The following is an 18,740-nucleotide window of genomic DNA, read 5'->3' on the forward strand; positions in this document are numbered from 1 at the left end:
TCATATTATATCGAACATAAACATGGCAGAGCAGCTACTACAAACTGGACTCAACGTGCTTTCTGAACTGCTACCGAACAGCGTGATCAATGCAACGCCGACGCCGCTGGACAAGCAGTTGTACGATACTGACGTTACCATTCAGCTTGGCAAAAAAACGGTAACACTAGCGGTTGAACTGAAAATCAGCGCCCAACGGCTAGTGATGGGGCAGTTGCAGCAGCAACTCAGCGGAGCTGTGAACCCGACGCTGTTGACTGACTATGTAAATCCAATCCTGAGCGAAAAGCTTCGGGCTAATGGAATCAACTACATAGACACTGCCGGGAACACGTACCTACGGATAGACGGACTAGGTTCTCCGTTCCTGGTCTGGATCGAAGGCCGAAAGCCTGTTAAACGGGCTGAAGAAAAGGCCGATCATGCCTTTACCAAAGCAGGCCTGCGCGTCACGTACTGGTTACTGACCCACCCAGACCAAATCAACGAACCGATGCGCACCATTGCCCAACAGGCAGGAGCCAGCCTGGAAACCGTACACCGGGCTAAAAGCAGCTTGCAACAGCGTGGCTTTATTATGGAGATCCGTAAGAAAGAATGGGCCTTGGTTAACCGAAAAACACTGATCGATAAATGGATTGAAGCCTACGCCACCCGCTTAAAACCGAGCTTGCTCATTCGGCGCTATCGTCAGCTAAAGAGCGCATCGACGAATGATTGGACCACAAAACTGCTCGATACGCCGATGACCCAATGGGGCGGAGAGCCAGCCGCCGATGGCCTAACCGGGCTGTTACGACCAGCCGAATGGACGATCTACACGCGCCAGTCTGCCAAGGAAGTAGCCGACCAGCTACGCCTTTTACCCGACCCCGAACAGGGGCCTATTCAGGTGTATGAAAAGTTTTGGCCTCAGGATGAGCCAGGTACGTTCGTAAACCCACTGTTGGTATACGCTGATTTACTGACGAGTCAGGACCCGCGAAATGGCGAAGTAGCGCAAAAACTATACGAATCGCATGTACAACGTCTCCTTGACTGACTTTCACCGAGAACGCTTCAAGCCCATTTTCGAGCAGGTTGAACGGGCCTGTCAGCAGACGGGTATTGACTTCTACCTGGTAGGAGCCGTAGCCCGCGACATTGCTATGGCCATTCATGGACTTGAGTCGACACGGGTTACGCGCGATCTGGACCTGGCCGTACTGATACCGGACGAGGCCGATTACCAACGCCTGAAGAACGTGCTGCTTGATCAGGGCAACTTTGCTGAGGTAAGAGACATGCCGTTCACACTAAAATATGCTGGGCTGACCGATGTGGATTTGCTTCCGTTTGGCGGCATGGAACTGACCAATACGCCGATGCTAAACCGGGGTGAAGGTGTTGCCCGACTATCTGTAACGGGCTTTACCGAAGTGTACAACTTTGGCACCCAATTGGTTACACTTGATGATCAGTTTACCTTCCGGGTTTGCAGCTTGCCCGGTATGGTATTGCTGAAACTAATTGCCTACGACGACCGCCCAGAACACCGCCTGAAAGACCTGACCGACGTTAGTTTTATTTTGAAAAACTACCTCGATATTGCAGAAGAAGACTTGTATGATCACCATTATGACCTGCTCGAAACCTCTGTTTCGCTAGCGCTAACCGCCGCCCGCCTGTTGGGTCGCCACATCAGCCCCTTGCTGGCCACTTCGCCCCCACTGCGCGAACGACTGACCGACATTTTGGATCGGGCCATTGCGGCCGGACCGGGCGGAGTGGTCATTCGTCAGTTGCAGACGGCACAGTTTCGGGCCGACCCGCTAGACCACGTACTCAATCTGGTTCAACACCTCCGCCAGGGGCTGAATGACCCATTAACAACCAACAACTAATGCCTAATTCATACAAATACCTCATTGAAGTAGCCATGCCCGTGCGCGAGGTATCGGCCGAGAGCGTGCGCGACAAATCAATCCGCCACGGGCACATCAGCACGTTGCACCTATGGTGGGCACGGCGACCTTTGCCCGTTTGCCGCGCGGTGGTGTTTGCCAGCCTCGTGCCCGACCCCGACGACCCAAACTGCCCGCCCCTCTTTCAGGAAGCAGTTGATACGCTGCTTGGCCCCCAACCCAGCACAACGACGGGCGGGCGACTTGTTGACCCCTATAAACCCTACGAGGATATTCCCTACACCTCGGCTATTGACGGGAACGCCCGCCCAGCCGTGCCCGACACCCGGCGCAACCGCCTGCTGACGTTTATTGGCAAATACTCCGATACGTTTATTGCCAACGAAAAAGCGGGTAAGTCAACCGCCTCGGGCGGGCAAATCAGCGAACACAGCCTGATTAAGTGGGACAACAAAAACAACGAAACCATCCTGGGCATCGCCCGCAAACTAATCTGGGTAGCCCACTATACAGCAGCTCCAGGACTGTCCCTGACGTAGTCAGGGACAGTCCTGGAGCTGCTGAGGGCATTTGATGAACATTACGCTGCCATTAAAACCGCCGAACGTGACCTCTACCAAACGCCCGACCGCCACCTGGGTACGTTGGAAAATGACGCCAAAGAAGCTCGACTGAAAACCGCCATCGATGCTTTTCTGGACCGGATGCCACGCGTGTTTGATCCCTTTGCAGGAGGCGGGGCCATACCGCTCGAAGCGGCCCGGCTGGGTTGCCGCACCTATGGCAACGACATTAATCCGGTGGCCCACCTTATTCAGCGGGGCAGTCTGGAGTTTCCTCAACGCTACGGCAAGCCCATCACCTACAGCCGCGCCGAGTTTGAACGCCTCTACGGGGCCGACACGTACCTGACCATGCAGCAGCAGGGACAGGTGATGCAGGATAGCAGCGTACACCTGAAAAACCGTCTCAGCCATGACATATCTTTCTATGCAAAGAGGATATTGAAGGAAGCTGAAGCCGCCGTAGGGCAATATTACCCGACCGTAAACGGCCGCAAACCCATTGCCTACTACTGGACCCGCGTAGGTACGTGCGCCAACCCCTCCTGCCGCGCCGAAGTGCCGCTGCTAAAACAGTTTTACCTCTGTAACAAACCTGGCAAGCAGGTTTATCTAAAGCCAGTCATTACAGGCAAACAAATTGATTTTCAGGTACGTACTGGTTCCTGCTCTGACGAGGGCTACGTAGTAAGCCGTAAGAGCCTGAAATGCCCCGTTTGTGGAAACACCACCACCAACGCAGAACTGAAACGGCAGTTTCTCGCCAAAACCTACACGGAACGATTGCTTGCCGTGATTGAAGGCAGTGACGACGGCAAGGCGTACCGATTACCTACCGACGCAGAAAAAGCACTCGTAGGTACGTTGCCCACGCCTACGCTCACCCTGCCCGAGCAACTAGCCATTGGAAACACCAAACAGTTTGACCTCTGCCCTTGGGGCTTCACTGCCGTTGGGGATATGTTCTCAAAACGTCAATTATTAACCCTGCAAACACTAATTGAGAAACTAGACCAACTCAAAAAAGAATGGGGTGGGACCGGAATGTTTCTAAACCTTAACGACTATCAAGAAGCCGTTTGCGCGTATTTGGGAATATGGCTTGACCGGGCCAGTATGTTAAATACTTCTTTTGGCAGATGGCACATTTCGGGAGAAAAGTTGGAACACCCCTTTTCTCGACAAGCAATAGCAATGACTTTCGATTATCCTGAAGCAAATTCATTCAGTGGAGTAACAGGAAGTATTACAAATCAATTAGAATGGATAACTAGGTACATAGAGGAAGAGTCCGAAAATTTGTTTACTGTGAATTGCCAAAACTCGTCCAGTGGTGATGTAAACCAATTCAACGCCAAGCACATCAACGCTGTAATAACTGATCCACCCTACTACGATGCAATTCCATACGCTGATTTGTCAGATTTCTTCTACGCTTGGCTCAAACGTTCGTTAAGTGACGTATACCCAATGACGTTTGCATTACCGCAAACGCCTAAAACAGAAGAATGCACTGCACTCAAACACCACCATAATGGCAGCGCAGTGGCTGCAAAAAAGCACTTCACCGATAAATTAAAGCAGATTTTCAGTGCCATCGAGCAGCAAACGTCAGGTGTTGTTAGCATCATGTTTGCTCATCAAAGTACCGAGGCCTGGACTACGCTGTGTAATTCCATTTTGGGTAGCCGCATGAACATTACCGGCAGTTGGGCGATCGATACCGAACTGGGCAATCGCATGGTAGGCATTGGGAACGCCGCCCTCGAATCGTCCGTTACCGTTTCCTGTCGGCCAACGGCGCAGGCTGGTATTGGCGAGTTTCGGGAGGTGAAACGGGATATTGAACGGGCGGTACGTGAGGAGGTACGTACCCTTACGGCACTGGGCTTCCGGGGTGCCGATCTGCTCACGGCCTGCTTTGGGCAAACGGTATCGGTATTCGGCCAATACCGGCTGGTTGAGAAACCCAACGGCGATGAAGTCACCGTGGCCGAACTGCTCGAACTGGCCCGCGAGTCGGCCTTCAACGCTATTGTCAGCGACATCAACACCGACGAGTACACCCGCTTTTACCTGGCCTGGTTGCAACTCAACGGCTTTGCCGAAGCCGACCACGACGACGTGCGCCGCCTGGTGCAGGTAGGCCTTAGCGTCAACGTGGCCGATATTGAAGCACACCGGCTACTCATGCAAAACGGCAACCGCCAAACGCTGGCCACCGTCAACGACCGCACCCGTTCCGGCAACCGCCTCGGCGCCGACACCGCAGACCCCATGATCGACAAGCTGCATCAGGCCATGTTCCGCTGGGCTGGTCCCGATCGTCGGTCGCTGGTACAGTACATCGGGCAAACGGCCCCCACGCCCGAAGACCCTTTCTGGCGTGTATTGGCCTCGCTGTTCGAGCTGCTCCCCCGAGGCACCGAAGACCACCGCGCCGCCGAGGGCCTGCTCTCGGGCCGCGACAGCCTCATCCGCGAAGCCCGCGCCGCCGGTCAGCAACCCGGCACTACCAACGTCAATCAGTTGGGGTTAGGGTTTTAAATGATGCTTCGCGTGTGTATTGCTTCGCGAGTCGTGCCCTTCGACAGGCTCAGGGTGACAGCCTAACACAAGGCTCTGGCTACGATTCTGATGTGCATTGTCACCCTGAGCCTGTCGAAGGGCCCGCACGCGAAGCAATACCACATCCAACAACGTACCTAGCAATTACTCATCACAAATTGAAAAACAACCGACTTTCCATACACCTTTATGACCTCGCATAACGAATCACTGTTTAAAGCCCTTGGCCTCTTCATCGACGCATTCAGGGCCTATACCGTCGCCCTCCTGTCGCAGACCGAAGGCGATAAATGGCCCGCCGAATACGCCAAAAAATTGAGCATGGGTCCCCGCGACGCCTGGGACAAAGGCCTAAAAAATGGCACCTCGCCCGAGCAGCTCATTGATTTCGGCAACATAAAGAGCTTTGCTCTCGGCTGTAAAGACCTACTGAAAGCCGATTTTGGTAAAGACGTAAACAGCCTGGCCACCTGGCTGGATGACATCACGACGGTTCGTAACAAACTGGCCCACTTCAATACGGAATTAACGCCCGACGAGGTAACCAACGCCTTTTTCAACATGACCCGTGTTGCCGACAAAACCGGCATGAGCGAGTTGAAAGAGAGCTTGAAACGCCTGCAAACTGGCGGAACGCAGACCGGTAACGTACCTGAGAATGTTGCAAACGCATCTGTTGCTGACGCGTCCGTTGCTGACGCTGGGCCCTTCGACAGGCTCAGGGTGACAGGAACTGACGCTGATGTCACCCTGAGCCTGTCGAAGGGCCTGGAGCGCGAAGCCACACCCGCCGCCGGAGGGCGGGGTACCTTTCGCGCCACGCCTACGCCCGGCCCGTGGTTTGGTGTGGTCACTCCGCACCAGGATATCCGGCAAGGTCACCTCGATGAATCCGTTTTCGCCGCCAACCTGGCCGACGTGGCTCAGGACCTGGGTCCTGAGGTGTATCGCAACGCGCTGCTTTTTTTCGAGAAGACGTACCCAACCGCTGGTTTACGCACGGTAGCCGGGCGGGTTATCAACGGCCTTAACGGCGGGCAATCAGCCGACAACCGGGTTATCTCGCTGCAAACTGGCTTTGGCGGTGGCAAAACCCACACCCTGATCAGCCTGTATCATCTGGCTAAGATGGGAAATAAAGCAGCGACTTACCAGGCCACTCAAGCGCTGCTGGAGAAGCTCAGCGTTCCCACCTTCGAATCGGCCAACATTGCGGTCTTCACCAACACTACCAATGACCCAACGCAGGGACGCAAGGTAGAATCAGACATTACCCTGCACACCATCTGGGGCGAGCTGGCCTATCAGTTAGGTGGCCGGGCGGGTTATGAGCTCATTCGGGAAAACGACGAAAAACGGGTCGCACCCAAAGGGTTATTTAAGCAAGTACTGGCCATGTCGCAACCCGCTCTTCTGCTGGTCGATGAGCTAGCCGATTATTGCATTTCAGCGTCGGGCATTTCGGTCGGTGCGCTTACCCTATCTGACCAGACAACCAGTTTTTTGCAAGAACTGACCGAAGCCGTGGCCTCGTCGGATCGTTGCGTATTGGTAGCCACCCTTCCCGCCAGCGTGGCCGAGGTGGCTTCGTCGCCTAATGCCGCTCAAATTCTGGGTAGCCTGCAAGCCCGCATGGCCCGCGTTGGAGCGGACACAAAGCCGGTAGCCGATGACGAGATTTACGAAGTAGTTCGTCGGCGGCTGTTCGAAAGCATGGGGGATGAAGACCAGCGCGAGGCTGTCATCTCGGCCTACATAAATCAGTACAAGAAAATGGCGGGAGAACTGCCCAGCCAGGCCACCCAGGCCAGTTACCGGGCATTATTACGGCAAGCGTACCCATTCCATCCCACGCTCATGGACGTGTTTCACAAGCGGTGGGCCAGTCACGGCGATTTTCAACGTACCCGGGGCGTACTACGCCTGCTGGGGTCAATCGTTTCAGATTTATGGCAACGGAAAGGCTCCTTGTCGGGCGGCACCCACTGGCTCATTCACCCATCAGACGTCAATTTCGCGAACCTAGATGCGCTGACGGGCCAGATGAAAAAGCTGTATGGCAATGGCTACGACGCAGTTCTGCCTGCCGACGTGGTGGGGGCCACGTCAAATGCCGGCCGCCTCGACAGCGAACGGCCCGACGTTGGCCGCTACGCCCTCACCCAGGGCATTGCCACCACCATTCTCCTCAACAGTTTCGGGTCTACCGGCCCCAAACAGGGCATTGGCGTTGACGAACTGAAACTGGCCGTCATGAAGCCGGAATCATTCAACCATAACGACGTAAACGCCGTACTCGACGCGCTGGAGGCAAATGCTTACTACCTCTATTACAGCAACAACCCGCGTCGGTACTGGTTTTTCACCAAACCAAACCTGAACATTCTGGTCAACCACGCCCGGCACGAGATCGCAACGCCGGGCATTTACCAGGAGATGATGCGACGGCTCAACGAACGGAAAAATAACATCCAGTCGTTCACCACCCTGATCGACCCTTCCGACGATATGCCCGAGCTGCAAAAGCCTACGCTGATCGTGTTGGGACCCGATAAGACCGCCACCAACGACGCCGAGGGCGTATCGAAAAAAGCACTGGACCGTATTGAACGACTGGCCACCAAACGCGGCAATAACGAACGGCTATACCGAAACACGTTGCTGTTCCTTCTGCCTTCGCTGGCGGGCATTGGTAAGTTGACCGAGTGCGTCACGGCGTACCTGGCCAGCCAACGCGTTAGTTCCGACTATGGCAATCAGTTAGACGCCGATCAGCGCATTGATCTGAAAAAACGAATCGAAGAAGCCAGTCAGCAGATTGACAAAGCCCTGGCAGCAACGTATTCGGTGTTGGTGAAGTATTCGGCCAAGAACGGAATTACTAAAGTAGAAGCCACTAACAACTTCCGCGACACGTTCGACGCCCAGATAAACGCGGTGTTGGTGCCGCTGCTAAAAGAGGGTAGCCACGACATTTGTTTGCTTGAACGGGTTAGTTTAAACACATTATCAAAAGTACAACTGCTACCTACGGCCACGCAGGCAGTACAGACCAAAGAGATTTACGAAGCCTTTCTGCGTTACGACGATAAAGACATGATTGTTGGTCCTCAAGCGCTACAAGACAGTCTATTACGCTACTGTAGCACTGGTGAATATGCCATCGGTGCAGGCGATGGAAAAGACTTCCGGCGGATCTTTTATCAGGAAGAAGTACCTTTTTTCGACGTCCAAGACCCTACTTACTGGTTGTTAGACAAGAGTCTACATCAGCCAAAACCGACCCCTACGACAACAGCCAGTGGTGGCGAAAATCCTGACCTCCCGGGAGCAACAGGTTCGGGCGAAGGCGAGCCGCCTGTTATTGTCTCCCCTCCCGCCATACCTGGTCAGGTTTCGGGTCCCCGGCCCATTCAGACGGTCACCGTTCATGGTAAGGTCGACATTGCACAGTACAGTCAGGTCTTTACGACGTTCATCATGCCACTGGCGCAAAATAGCGTTGAGATCGAGATTCGAATCAAGGGAAAATCAACCACTGCCAAACCCCTGACCGAAACGTCGCCAGAGTATAAGATAATCATCGAAGGGGCTAGCCAACTGGGCTTGTCGGTAGAGGAAACGTAGAATTACGACAGATGGCTTTCGCGTAGCTACCACCGCAACGCGAAAGTCACTATCACGCACATAGAAGAGCTCTTTCGTTAACTAAATACACTTAGTATTTTCGGATAAATAAGCACGTTAACTATAGGTCAAATATTGATATAAAAATCAACATTTGACCTATTTTTTTCGGATATAAGGTTTAAAAGGGCATATATTGAGCTGGCACACTGCTTGCAACGTACCTGTTATTCCTAACTCCATCCTCTTTATGCTTGTCCCGCTCCCTAGCACCGACTTTTTAAAACAATTCCTGGTAACCAGACAACTCACACGGCCTACGGGCATGCCCTTGTATACCTACAAAATCAGTCGTACCGAGTATGAACAGCTACGAACGCTCCTGGTACGGGCATCCGCCTCAGCCGACACCACATCGGCCTGTTTCATGCTGTTTGCTACTGAATGGTGGCGGCGTAATTATGACGGTGGCCACTGGGAATGGGAGCCTGTTTTCAACGAAATTCAGCGGCCAGACTGGGGCAGTCAAAGCAAGCGAAACCAACTCATGAACAGTGGTTGCCGGTATTGGGGGCGGCAGTTGTTCCAACACGAGAACGGCAACAACTCGCTGTTGGGTACGTTGTTTTTCGAGTCTGGAATTCCCGTTGGCGTACTGACCAACGAGAGTTACATCAAAGGATTGATCACTAAATCGTTTTCGTTTTTAGAAACGTATAGCACCGAGCGTGCCGATACGTTTGACTGCATCAGGGACCTAGCCCGCTCGAACCAACTCCCTAATGCGCTGAACGTTGATCCGTTTTTTGATTTGATCTATAAGGTCATCAAAGCGTTACTTCACCTCAAGACAACCTGCCAATTGGGGAGTCGAGAGCAGCCGCTGACGTACCTGAACGAGAACGTACCCAACTGGCGTGAAGCGTTGCCCCTCCGCATCGATGACCACGATGGGGCCAGTGCTTTTCTTGACTCCCTGCTTGTCGATGTGGCTAAAGCTTCCAGGCAGGAAGTGTCTAAAATCGGAGTTAGCTATAGGCTTAGTCAAGTGCAGGATGTCTGGATGATTAAGACAGCCCTCCACATTCCCAACGGACTATATAAACCAGCCCACATTCAGGTCGACGAAGCGACGCTGGCCAGTTTTTCTACAAAGCTGCATATTAAAGTCACGGCCGATACGACGGAGACATTCCTGGGGTATGCATTTAAAAATGGCAACGGCGATGTATCGGTGAGTGGGTTGAGCAACGTAACGCTTCCTGGCCTCATCTACGCAAAACCCTGGCGCCTGATTATTGCGGATGGTCAGACAGACAACCAGGCATCCATCGATTTGCCCTACTCCGACGGTCTCGATCCGGCAATGCCTTGGGTATTTGCCGCTCAGGAAGAGGGTGCGGCTACGCTGAAAGGTGTGGGCAGTACCCGGTTATCATCGAGCCGGGCGATTGTCGTGTGCCCTGCATCGTTTATTGTTGATGCTACCGAAGGAGCCGTTAAAAAGCTGGGCGCTTTTTCAGAAAGCCAAACAGTTTACGAACTGTCGGCTACCTGTATGCTTCGCGATGAGCAAGACGATCAGTTGTTCCGAGTGCGATTGTCACAACCAACCGACGACAATTTCTATGTGGCTCTTCACCCACAGACGAATGGCCATTGCCTACCCTTTTTTCAGAAACTGAACGCCAATAACTTCCTGGGGTTTCCACGAATTCGCAGAGTGCACAAGTCAGGCGGTTTCACACTTGCGTCCAGAGATACAATCCAGTACAAAAGTTATCAGCACAAAGCATGGCAAACCGTAGCTGATACAAGCAGTCTGCTGGGCAGATTCAAGATCAGAAGCGTTGGCCCCGATGGAGATGTCTTATTCAGTAAAGAAATAGCCGTATTGCCAGCCGACTTCAAGGTCCGCTTTGACGCTGCTAAACGAAGTATTCTGCTTGATTCCACTGCTGCGTTCACGCTGAGTATTCGTAATGACGAGCCAAGTCTGGAACTGGCTATGTCAAAATCGACAAACCAGCATCAGGTCATCGTAAGCGGCAGTAATCAGCCTGCGAAACTGACCGTATTGTTGTCTACAGCCACAGCCAGGGAAATAACGCTGCATGTTCCGTACCCAACGGCGGCAGGTACGTTTAGAGACCGGTCGGGTATGATAATGGCCAATGGCAAAGCGATTGATCTTCAGATGTTGTACGGTGCTAGTTTGATGCTCACTAATGTATCGTCGACCGCTCAGGTTCATAACATTACACTTACACTCAACGACATACACAACCGGGAGTCGTCGGCTTTTACGATCGACAAACAAATACGGATGGCCCCGTTCAGCAACCAGGAGATTCCGCTGACCAAATACCGGAGCGCAATTGAACGATTGCTGTCATTTGCCCGCGCGATCGACGCCGTTGTCCGGATTCAGCATAACCGAGGCACCAGTATTTACGTATCGCAATACACCTATCAGGCCCGTTACGACTACCCATCTACCCTGGTCACGCTGGGCGGTACCGTACCGGAAGATGCCGACATACGCATACGTGCCTTTCCACTGTCTGAGCGATTTACCACCGAGAGTCTTGTAGACTTAGCATTGGGCGATGGAGGCTGGCAATTTCCAGCTCATTGTGCTGAAGGCGGGAAATGGTTTTTCTTCTCGGCCGCAGACTCAACTGCCAGTATACGCCCATCAGTAGCGATCCGAACCGAGTTAATAGAGGTAGACACCCGCGAAACTGTAGACGAGCTGCACGAAGCCAGCAACCATTCGTTCGACAATCGCCAGGCTGTATTAACCAACTTATTCGACCGCATGGGCGACGATTTCGAGAATGTCAACTGGACAACGCTCGACTTGCTTTACAAAGCAACTAAGCACCTACCCATGAACGCACTCGATGTCTGGAAAGCATTGATTTGTTCAAACAAAGGATTAGTAGCGTTCTTCCTCCGTTTCGATTCGATACCAATCGCGGCACTAAGCCGGGCCTTCTCGGTAAACTGGCACCTGATTCCCATTGCTACCTGGTTAGAAGGCTTTCAGGCTTTCCATACGTACCTGACGCATACTACCTCTGATGCCGTTGCCAGGATAGTTCTGGTAGCGAAAGTGCAGGAACTGGAAAGTAGTTTTTCGCTGATCAGCGTAGGGCAGATCATCCGCACCAACCTGTTGGACGAAGCAGCTAGTCAGGAGTTTAGCTCCAGTGGAAACACTCTATTTGTTAAATACGGCTTGAGCGGACCAATCCTCGGCGGAGGCGGGCAGTCTGGGCTGTTGCATCAGACCAAAGAAAAATTTCCGGTTCACCTATCGCCCGATCTCCTCAACGCTTTTAAGCTATTGCCGAACCCAATTCAGGATCTACTGCCTACGATTCCACCAAATTTCGGATATATCCGGCCAGTAACGTATCTACCCATTGTGCTCGCTTATCACTCGGTCCATCCAGACAAATTGCCTATCTCTAACTGGGACAGACATAAAGTGATGCAATTAATCGACTTCGACACCGATTACTTTAACCAGACCCTTAACCTCATTCAATCATACTGCTGGTTAACACTAGCCAATCAAACCACACCCACATTATGAGTCAACAGCCTTATTTCAAGCCCCTTTTTAACGAAATCAGTAGTCGCTCGGTAGAAGCCACACTAGGTACGCTGGGCATCAAATCGGAGTCACTACGTAATCACCTCCGGCACCAGCTAACCTGTGAGCTTAAAGCAGGCAATCGGCTATTAGGTGATCCCGTTTTCGAGGCCCTTTTCCCCTGGACAGCTGGCGATGTTACGTTTCAGGAATTAGCTGACCGGGGGACCCTCCTGCCATCTCTGGTAAAAGCGCTGGCTAGCGAACACAAAAATGTGACGTTCGGCGACAAAAAACTGGATCTGTCGGGGCAGGCCCTCAAGGCCTATTTCAAGCCCTATACGCATCAGTTAAAGGCGTGGGCAACGCTGGCACAACCAGAGAAAAAGTCCATAGTAGTGACCAGTGGCACGGGTTCGGGCAAAACTGAATGCTTTATGGTGCCTATTCTGAACGACCTGGTGAGGCAATTGGAGCAGCCAGCGGCTCCGGGTCAGTTAGTAGGTGTACAGGCGTTATTTATTTATCCGCTCAACGCCCTCATCAACAGTCAGCGGGAGCGGTTGCTGGCCTGGACTTTGCCGTATGCGCACAAGCTGCGGTTTTGTCTCTACAATGGCAACACAGACCAGCGCCTCAATGCCGCAACGATAAACGACCGGCCCAAAAGTGAAGTCCACGACCGGGAGTCGCTCTGGCAGTCGCCGCCGCCCATTCTGATTACCAACCCCACCATGCTGGAATATATGCTGATTCGAAAACAGGATCGGCCTATTCTGGCAAAATCGCAGGGGACACTAAAGTATATCGTTCTGGATGAAGCTCATACATACATCGGTTCGCAGGCCGCCGAGCTATCGCTACTGATTCGGCGGGCTTTAAACGGCTTCGGTGTGGCGGCCAGAGACGTTCGGTTTATCGCTACTTCGGCCACGATTGGCTCTGATGAGCAGGCTCATAAAAACCTCCGAAAGTACCTTGCCACCCTGGCGGGTGTTTCAGAAGACAGTGTCGACATCATCGACGGGCATCGGAACGTACCTGTATTGCCGCCCCCTGCCGCGCCAAACCAGTTTAGTCTGAATGAGCTGAATGCCAAGTCCGAAACCAACCGAAAATCGGCTGTTTACAGCAACGATATGGCCCGTAGTGTGCGTAGTTTTCTGATTCAGAAACGCGACGGACGCCAACAGCCTAAGCAACTAACTGACCTGGCCAATCAGCTATTTCAGCACATAACCAGCCCGGAAGCGCGGCAACAGGAAGCCCTCGGCTGGCTCGATCTGGCATCTCAGGGCGATCTTAAAGAGAACGATATTCACTTTCTGCCACTGCGGGGCCATTTTTTCCACAAAGTACTTCATGGATTCTGGGCCTGCGCCGATAAAAACTGTCATCGAAAGCAAGGCACGCCCCTAACAGATGCGGACTGGGGGTTTGGGTACGTTTATACCCAGCAGCGGCTTACCTGCGATTGCGGAGCGCCGGTTTATGAACTTGTGTTTTGTAATGAATGTAACGCAGGCCATCTGCGGGCCAGGGTAGAAACACGAAACGGAGACAGACTACTTGTTCAGGCCGGGCAGCATGAAACCGACGATTTTCAGTTCGATCTGGAAACCAGTGACGATCCCGGAAATGAAGCCGATCAGGGGAACGGGGACGACGGGGACGACCTACAGAAAGCGTCCTTTACCCTGCTGAGTCAACTGTATCACCCAGAATACATACCTTCCAAACTTGATCTGGCGGGTGTTTTGGATAACCCTGGGGCTGAAAAAACCATTGCTATCCATTGGAATGAGCAGGATGGGTTCTGCGCCGCCTGCGGGAAAGGTAAAGGTCGGCAAGACATATTTCGGCCAGCCTACCTGGGTATGCCTTTTTACACCAGTGCCATTGTGCCAACCCTGCTCGAACACATTCCCGATGGGTCGGATCCAATGCGTACGCCTATGCGGGGCCGCACCCTGCTGACGTTCACAGACAGCCGCCAGGGAACGGCCCGCATTGCGGTGAAGATGCAGCAGGATGCAGAACGGATGAAAGCCAGAGGACTGGTTTACCGAACCATTCAGCGAAATAGCAAGACCACCGAGATTGACGAGTTGACCAAACAGATCACCGATCTCGAACATTTTCCGAACCCTAGTTCCCACCTACTCACACTCATTCAAAAGCTCAGAAACGATGCCGCTCAACTAAGCCAGAACACCATCGGCTGGGCTGATCTGGTTGAAAAACTGAGTCATGACCTTGATATTCAGCATATTTTCAACTACTACCACGAGCTAATACCGGGTGTTTTCAGGGAAGTTAAAACGCTGGTGCAGGTATTATTGGTGCGCGATGTTGGCCGGCGCCCCCACCGAGGCAATTCGCTGGAAACCTTGGGGCTGACAGCCGTAGGGTATCAGGGTCTGAACACCATTACCAACGTACCCGACGAATGGGCTCAACAGCAGTTTACCCTGGCCGATTGGCGCGATTTTCTGAAAATCTGCCTTGACCACCACGTCCGCGACGGGGGGTACATCAGTATCGACATTGACTGGCTGAACTGGCTGGGCAATAAATTCACGCCCAAGTATCTGATAGCCCCCAATAACCCTGATGGTAACCAAGGGCTTAACCGTAAGTGGGTGTCTTATCAGAAGAGTCGTAAAACACGGCAGCATCGCCTGATTCGGTTACTGGCCCACGCTTTCCAAATCGACCTGACCGTATCTGGCATCACCCGGCAGGAGATCCACATGCTGGATTCGCTGATGGAGCAGGCCTGGAATGCGCTGGTGAAAGCCCAGCTATTGGAGGGCGACAGCAACGGGCGGTTTCAGTTACAACTGAATAAACTACAGTTTGGCATTATCAATAAAGCGTGGCAGTGCCCAGTCACCCTGCGCGTACTCGATACCACACTGCAGGGGTATACGCCCTATCTGCCTATCGAGGCGCCGCTGGGAACCCACGAATGCCAGCCCATTCAAATGCCAGAAAAACCGGCTGTTCAGGCGCAGTCTTACCAACTTATACTGGACGAAGTACGGCAGTGGCTACTAACTGATACCGCCGTAAGGGCGATGCGCAACAAAGGCATATGGACCAATTTGAGTGATCGGATTGCAGAAGACGGCTATTTTTACCGGGCTGCCGAACACTCAGCGCAACAATCGGCGGATAAACTTCAGAAGTACGAAAACTGGTTTAAAGCCGGAAAAATCAACGTACTGAGTTGCTCCACTACGATGGAAATGGGCGTTGATATTGGCGGCCTTACCATCGTTTGCAACAACAATGTGCCCCCCCACCCGGCCAACTACCTGCAACGGGCCGGGCGGGCTGGGCGGCGGAGCGAATCGCGGTCACTGTCGCTCACATTGTGCAAAAACAACCCGCTCGATCAGCAGGTATTTCGCAATCCGCTCTGGCCATTCAACGCCAGCATGAAGCAGCCCAACATCACCCTCACCAGCGAACGCATTGTGCAGCGGCACCTGAATGCCTGGTTGTTTGGCTATTTCATCAACCATAAACTGGGCGTGGCAGGTAATACAATCACTCTGAAATCAGGCTGGTTTTTCAACGGCACCAGCGAAAAACCATCGGTCTGCCAGCAGATGCAATCCTGGCTTATTGAGCTGAATACCAACAATATAGATACCAAAATACAGACAGCATTGGACAGCATTCGATACGACAGTATTTTGGCCAGCAAAGACATCAAAATACTCTATCGGGACTCGGTAGAGTGCCTGGATAAGATCGACCAGAAATGGACCCGTGAACTACAGGAACTGGAAGCCGAACTACAGTTCGCAGCGGGTGAAGACAAAACGCCTTATGGCAAACGGATTGCCTTTGATATCAGCCGGCATAAAGAGGAATACCTGCTATCGGAACTGATTACGGGCGGCTACCTGCCAGGGTATGGTTTTCCGACCAATATTGCCACCTTCAACCCCTTTACCATCGACAGTTTCCTACAGAATCGGGGGGCAGAAGGAGAGAAAAAGCAGCGGGAAGACAACCGGTCGCGTATCAAAGACAAACCCTCGCGCGATATTGCCATTGCCCTGAACGAATATGCTCCGGGGGCCGAAATAGTGCTTGATGGAAAAGTGTATACTTCAAAAGGAATTACTCTAAACTGGCATAACCCCAATGATGGGGTACGGGAAGAGCAGTTACTGCAAACAGCCTGGCATTGCCATAGGTGCGGGGCATCGGGCGTGGCCAAAACCGGATTCAATAATCGCTGTACAAGTTGCGACAAACCTATTTCCTCGGATAATAGCCTGGATTTTATCGAACCAACTGGCTTTGCCACAGGATTTTACGAAAAAGTAACCAACAATGTGTCGCAGCAAAAGTATTTACCGGCTCAGGTGCCCTGGATCAACACCCAAACATCAGTTCAGCCGTTTCCCAATGCAGCCCTGGGTTCTTATAAAAGCGATCAGCGGGGCGAGATTTTCTACCGGAATTCAGGGGAGTGGGGTGAAGGGTTTGCCGTTTGTTTGGAATGCGGCTATGCCGAGTCGATGAGGGAAAAGGGCATTTTACCCATAAACTTTAAAGATCACAAGAAGCTAAGAGGCAAAAAATCGGGCCGCAGCGAGGGAGAAATCAATTGTAACCCAAATCCAGACAGTATTAAGAAGAACCTGCATCTGGGCCACGTGCATCATACGGACGTATATGAAGTATACCTCAAAGACCCTAACAGTCAGTTTTTACGAACTGATGTTCCCCAAAATCAGGATATATGCTGGTCAGTTGGCGTTGCCTTACGGCATGGCTTGGCTCAATCATTGGGTATCAACGTGGAAGAAATTGGCGTGCAGGTAAAGCAGGTCAAAAATCAGCAACTGGATACGCAGCCTGTTTACGCCATTTGTCTCTACGACACCAACGGCGGCGGCTCAGGTTTTACATCGCAGGCTCCTCATTTTTTGCAGGAAATGTTCGTGAAAGCTAGAATGCTGCTGAACTGCCCCGCCCGATGCCGCAATGCCTGCGAAAGCTGCCTATTGCAATACGACACGCAGAAAGTAGCCAGCAAGCTCGACCGGTTTAAGGCCCTAACGTTTCTGAACGAAGATTACCTGAACCAATTGGGCCTTCAGCCTGAAGATCAACTATTGGGCAGCACATCGCAGCACTGCATCTATGATTTGCGACAGACATTGAGCTATTACCGGGCTGAACCGGGCGACGTGCTACAGCTATTGGTAGCGGGTGATGTAGCGGACTGGAACATCAGCGAATCATCTATTCGCAAACGGGTCGCTGAGTATCTAAAGAAGTTTGCCAGGGTCGAAATCTGGATGGATAACCACAAACTGAACCTGCTGGATACTGACAGCAAGCGTGATTTGTACAGCTTACTGGCCATTGATAACCGGATTCAGCTCCTGACATGGAGCCAGCCGATTACGCTGAAAAGCGGCTGGCTGGCAAGCCTCGTCACCAATGCGGGAGTTACCAAAATGGCCTTTTCCACCAGAAAAGAAGAAGCCCTTGCGTTCAGTGACTGCTGGGGTGATACGGAGGGAGCCATACTGGTGAGGTCGTCGGCCTTTGCTCATACCCTAACCGGTATTCCAGTAAACACACACACACTGCTACCTGCTGCAAGTCCAGACTTGGCAGAGATTATGGTTACCACCGGTCTGAATGGCGCACTCGCTGATTTTGGAGCGAAGTTCTGGGCCCTGATACAACAGGAATCGCCTGGCCTTTTGGCCGATTTTAGCCAGCATGAGGTAAGTTCATTAACCTACTCGGACCGGTATCTATTTTCGCCACTGACGGTCATTCTTTTCGCCCAGATCATAAAATCAATGCCGTTTGTCATAGCCCCTACTTGTTCGCTGAACCTGCACACGCTTTGCGCAGAATCAGAGAAGCAATTATCAAACGTCCGCTCAATTCGCAGCAACTGGCACCCGGAGGAAGACGACGACAGGGAATCGTTTATTATCGAAATGCTTGAGAGAGAACTAAGTCACTGCGATGTGATCATGCATGACTCCAGGAAGAAAATCAGCCACTCCCGTACCCTGAAGCTTACGTTCAGGACTGGGAAACAACTCACATTTCGGTTCGATCAGGGTGTGGGATACTGGAGCATCGATACAAAGCCGTATCCGGTATTCCCTTTTTCTAGTTCCATCCTTGATCAGCAATTGTGGGTAGAGAATAATTTGGCAAAACTCCGTGTGAGTAATGGATCACCAGATCCAACGTATGTTTTCATAAGAAAAGCGTAGGTAGGGCCAGTTGTTACTGAGGGAACAGCCTGTATACGTTACGGTTGCTAATCCATAATTGACACGCGCTCAAATCAGGCAGATTTGAGCGCGTTTTTCATAAACCTGGACTTGCTCCCTGTACTTATAAAACGCTGATTCCTTTTTTGGTTAGGTAAGCGCCGATTTTGAACAAATGGCCGTCCATGATGGCGATGTCTTT

At 52.2% G+C, this 18,740-nt stretch carries 7 protein-coding genes; all 7 read left to right on the top strand.

All coding sequences use genetic code 11. The features are described from left to right. The first annotated feature begins 22 nt into the window (after positions 1–22). Positions 23–1,042, top strand: coding sequence for a type IV toxin-antitoxin system AbiEi family antitoxin (locus tag ACFE8Q_RS14330; RefSeq protein ID WP_375446097.1), 1,020 nt, complete (start codon positions 23–25; stop codon positions 1,040–1,042). Next, entirely contained in the window at positions 1,020–1,883 is an 864-nt protein-coding gene (locus ACFE8Q_RS14335) for a nucleotidyl transferase AbiEii/AbiGii toxin family protein (RefSeq protein WP_375446098.1), read from the top strand. Before ACFE8Q_RS14330 ends, ACFE8Q_RS14335 begins: the two co-directional genes overlap by 23 nt. After that, positions 1,883–2,443: a DUF1156 domain-containing protein gene (locus tag ACFE8Q_RS14340; protein WP_375446099.1), complete on the top strand. Its 561-nt coding sequence runs from the start codon at positions 1,883–1,885 to the stop codon at positions 2,441–2,443. Before ACFE8Q_RS14335 ends, ACFE8Q_RS14340 begins: the two co-directional genes overlap by 1 nt. Before the next feature lie 105 nt (positions 2,444–2,548). Beyond that, complete coding sequence (locus ACFE8Q_RS14345) at positions 2,549–5,014, top strand: DUF1156 domain-containing protein (RefSeq protein ID WP_375446100.1); 2,466 nt, start codon at positions 2,549–2,551, stop codon at positions 5,012–5,014. 210 nt (positions 5,015–5,224) lie between these two features. Further along, entirely contained in the window at positions 5,225–8,662 is a 3,438-nt protein-coding gene (locus ACFE8Q_RS14350) for a DUF499 domain-containing protein (RefSeq protein ID WP_375446101.1), read from the top strand. A gap of 250 nt (positions 8,663–8,912) precedes the next feature. Beyond that, entirely contained in the window at positions 8,913–12,266 is a 3,354-nt protein-coding gene (locus tag ACFE8Q_RS14355) for an STY4851/ECs_5259 family protein (protein WP_375446102.1), read from the top strand. Further along, positions 12,263–18,538, top strand: a complete 6,276-nt coding sequence (locus tag ACFE8Q_RS14360) for a DEAD/DEAH box helicase (RefSeq protein WP_375446103.1) — start codon at positions 12,263–12,265, stop codon at positions 18,536–18,538. Before ACFE8Q_RS14355 ends, ACFE8Q_RS14360 begins: the two co-directional genes overlap by 4 nt. Positions 18,539–18,740 lie beyond the last annotated feature (202 nt).

Origin of the sequence: uncultured Fibrella sp., assembly GCF_964250085.1 — a bacterium.
Classification (GTDB): domain Bacteria; phylum Bacteroidota; class Bacteroidia; order Cytophagales; family Spirosomataceae; genus Fibrella.

Coding starts and splice junctions, on each gene's coding strand:
- ACFE8Q_RS14330 (WP_375446097.1), top strand. CDS start 23: ATGGCAGAGCAGCTACTACAAACTGGACTCAACGTGCTTTCTGAACTG.
- ACFE8Q_RS14335 (WP_375446098.1), top strand. CDS start 1,020: ATGTACAACGTCTCCTTGACTGACTTTCACCGAGAACGCTTCAAGCCC.
- ACFE8Q_RS14340 (WP_375446099.1), top strand. CDS start 1,883: ATGCCTAATTCATACAAATACCTCATTGAAGTAGCCATGCCCGTGCGC.
- ACFE8Q_RS14350 (WP_375446101.1), top strand. CDS start 5,225: ATGACCTCGCATAACGAATCACTGTTTAAAGCCCTTGGCCTCTTCATC.
- ACFE8Q_RS14355 (WP_375446102.1), top strand. CDS start 8,913: ATGCTTGTCCCGCTCCCTAGCACCGACTTTTTAAAACAATTCCTGGTA.
- ACFE8Q_RS14360 (WP_375446103.1), top strand. CDS start 12,263: ATGAGTCAACAGCCTTATTTCAAGCCCCTTTTTAACGAAATCAGTAGT.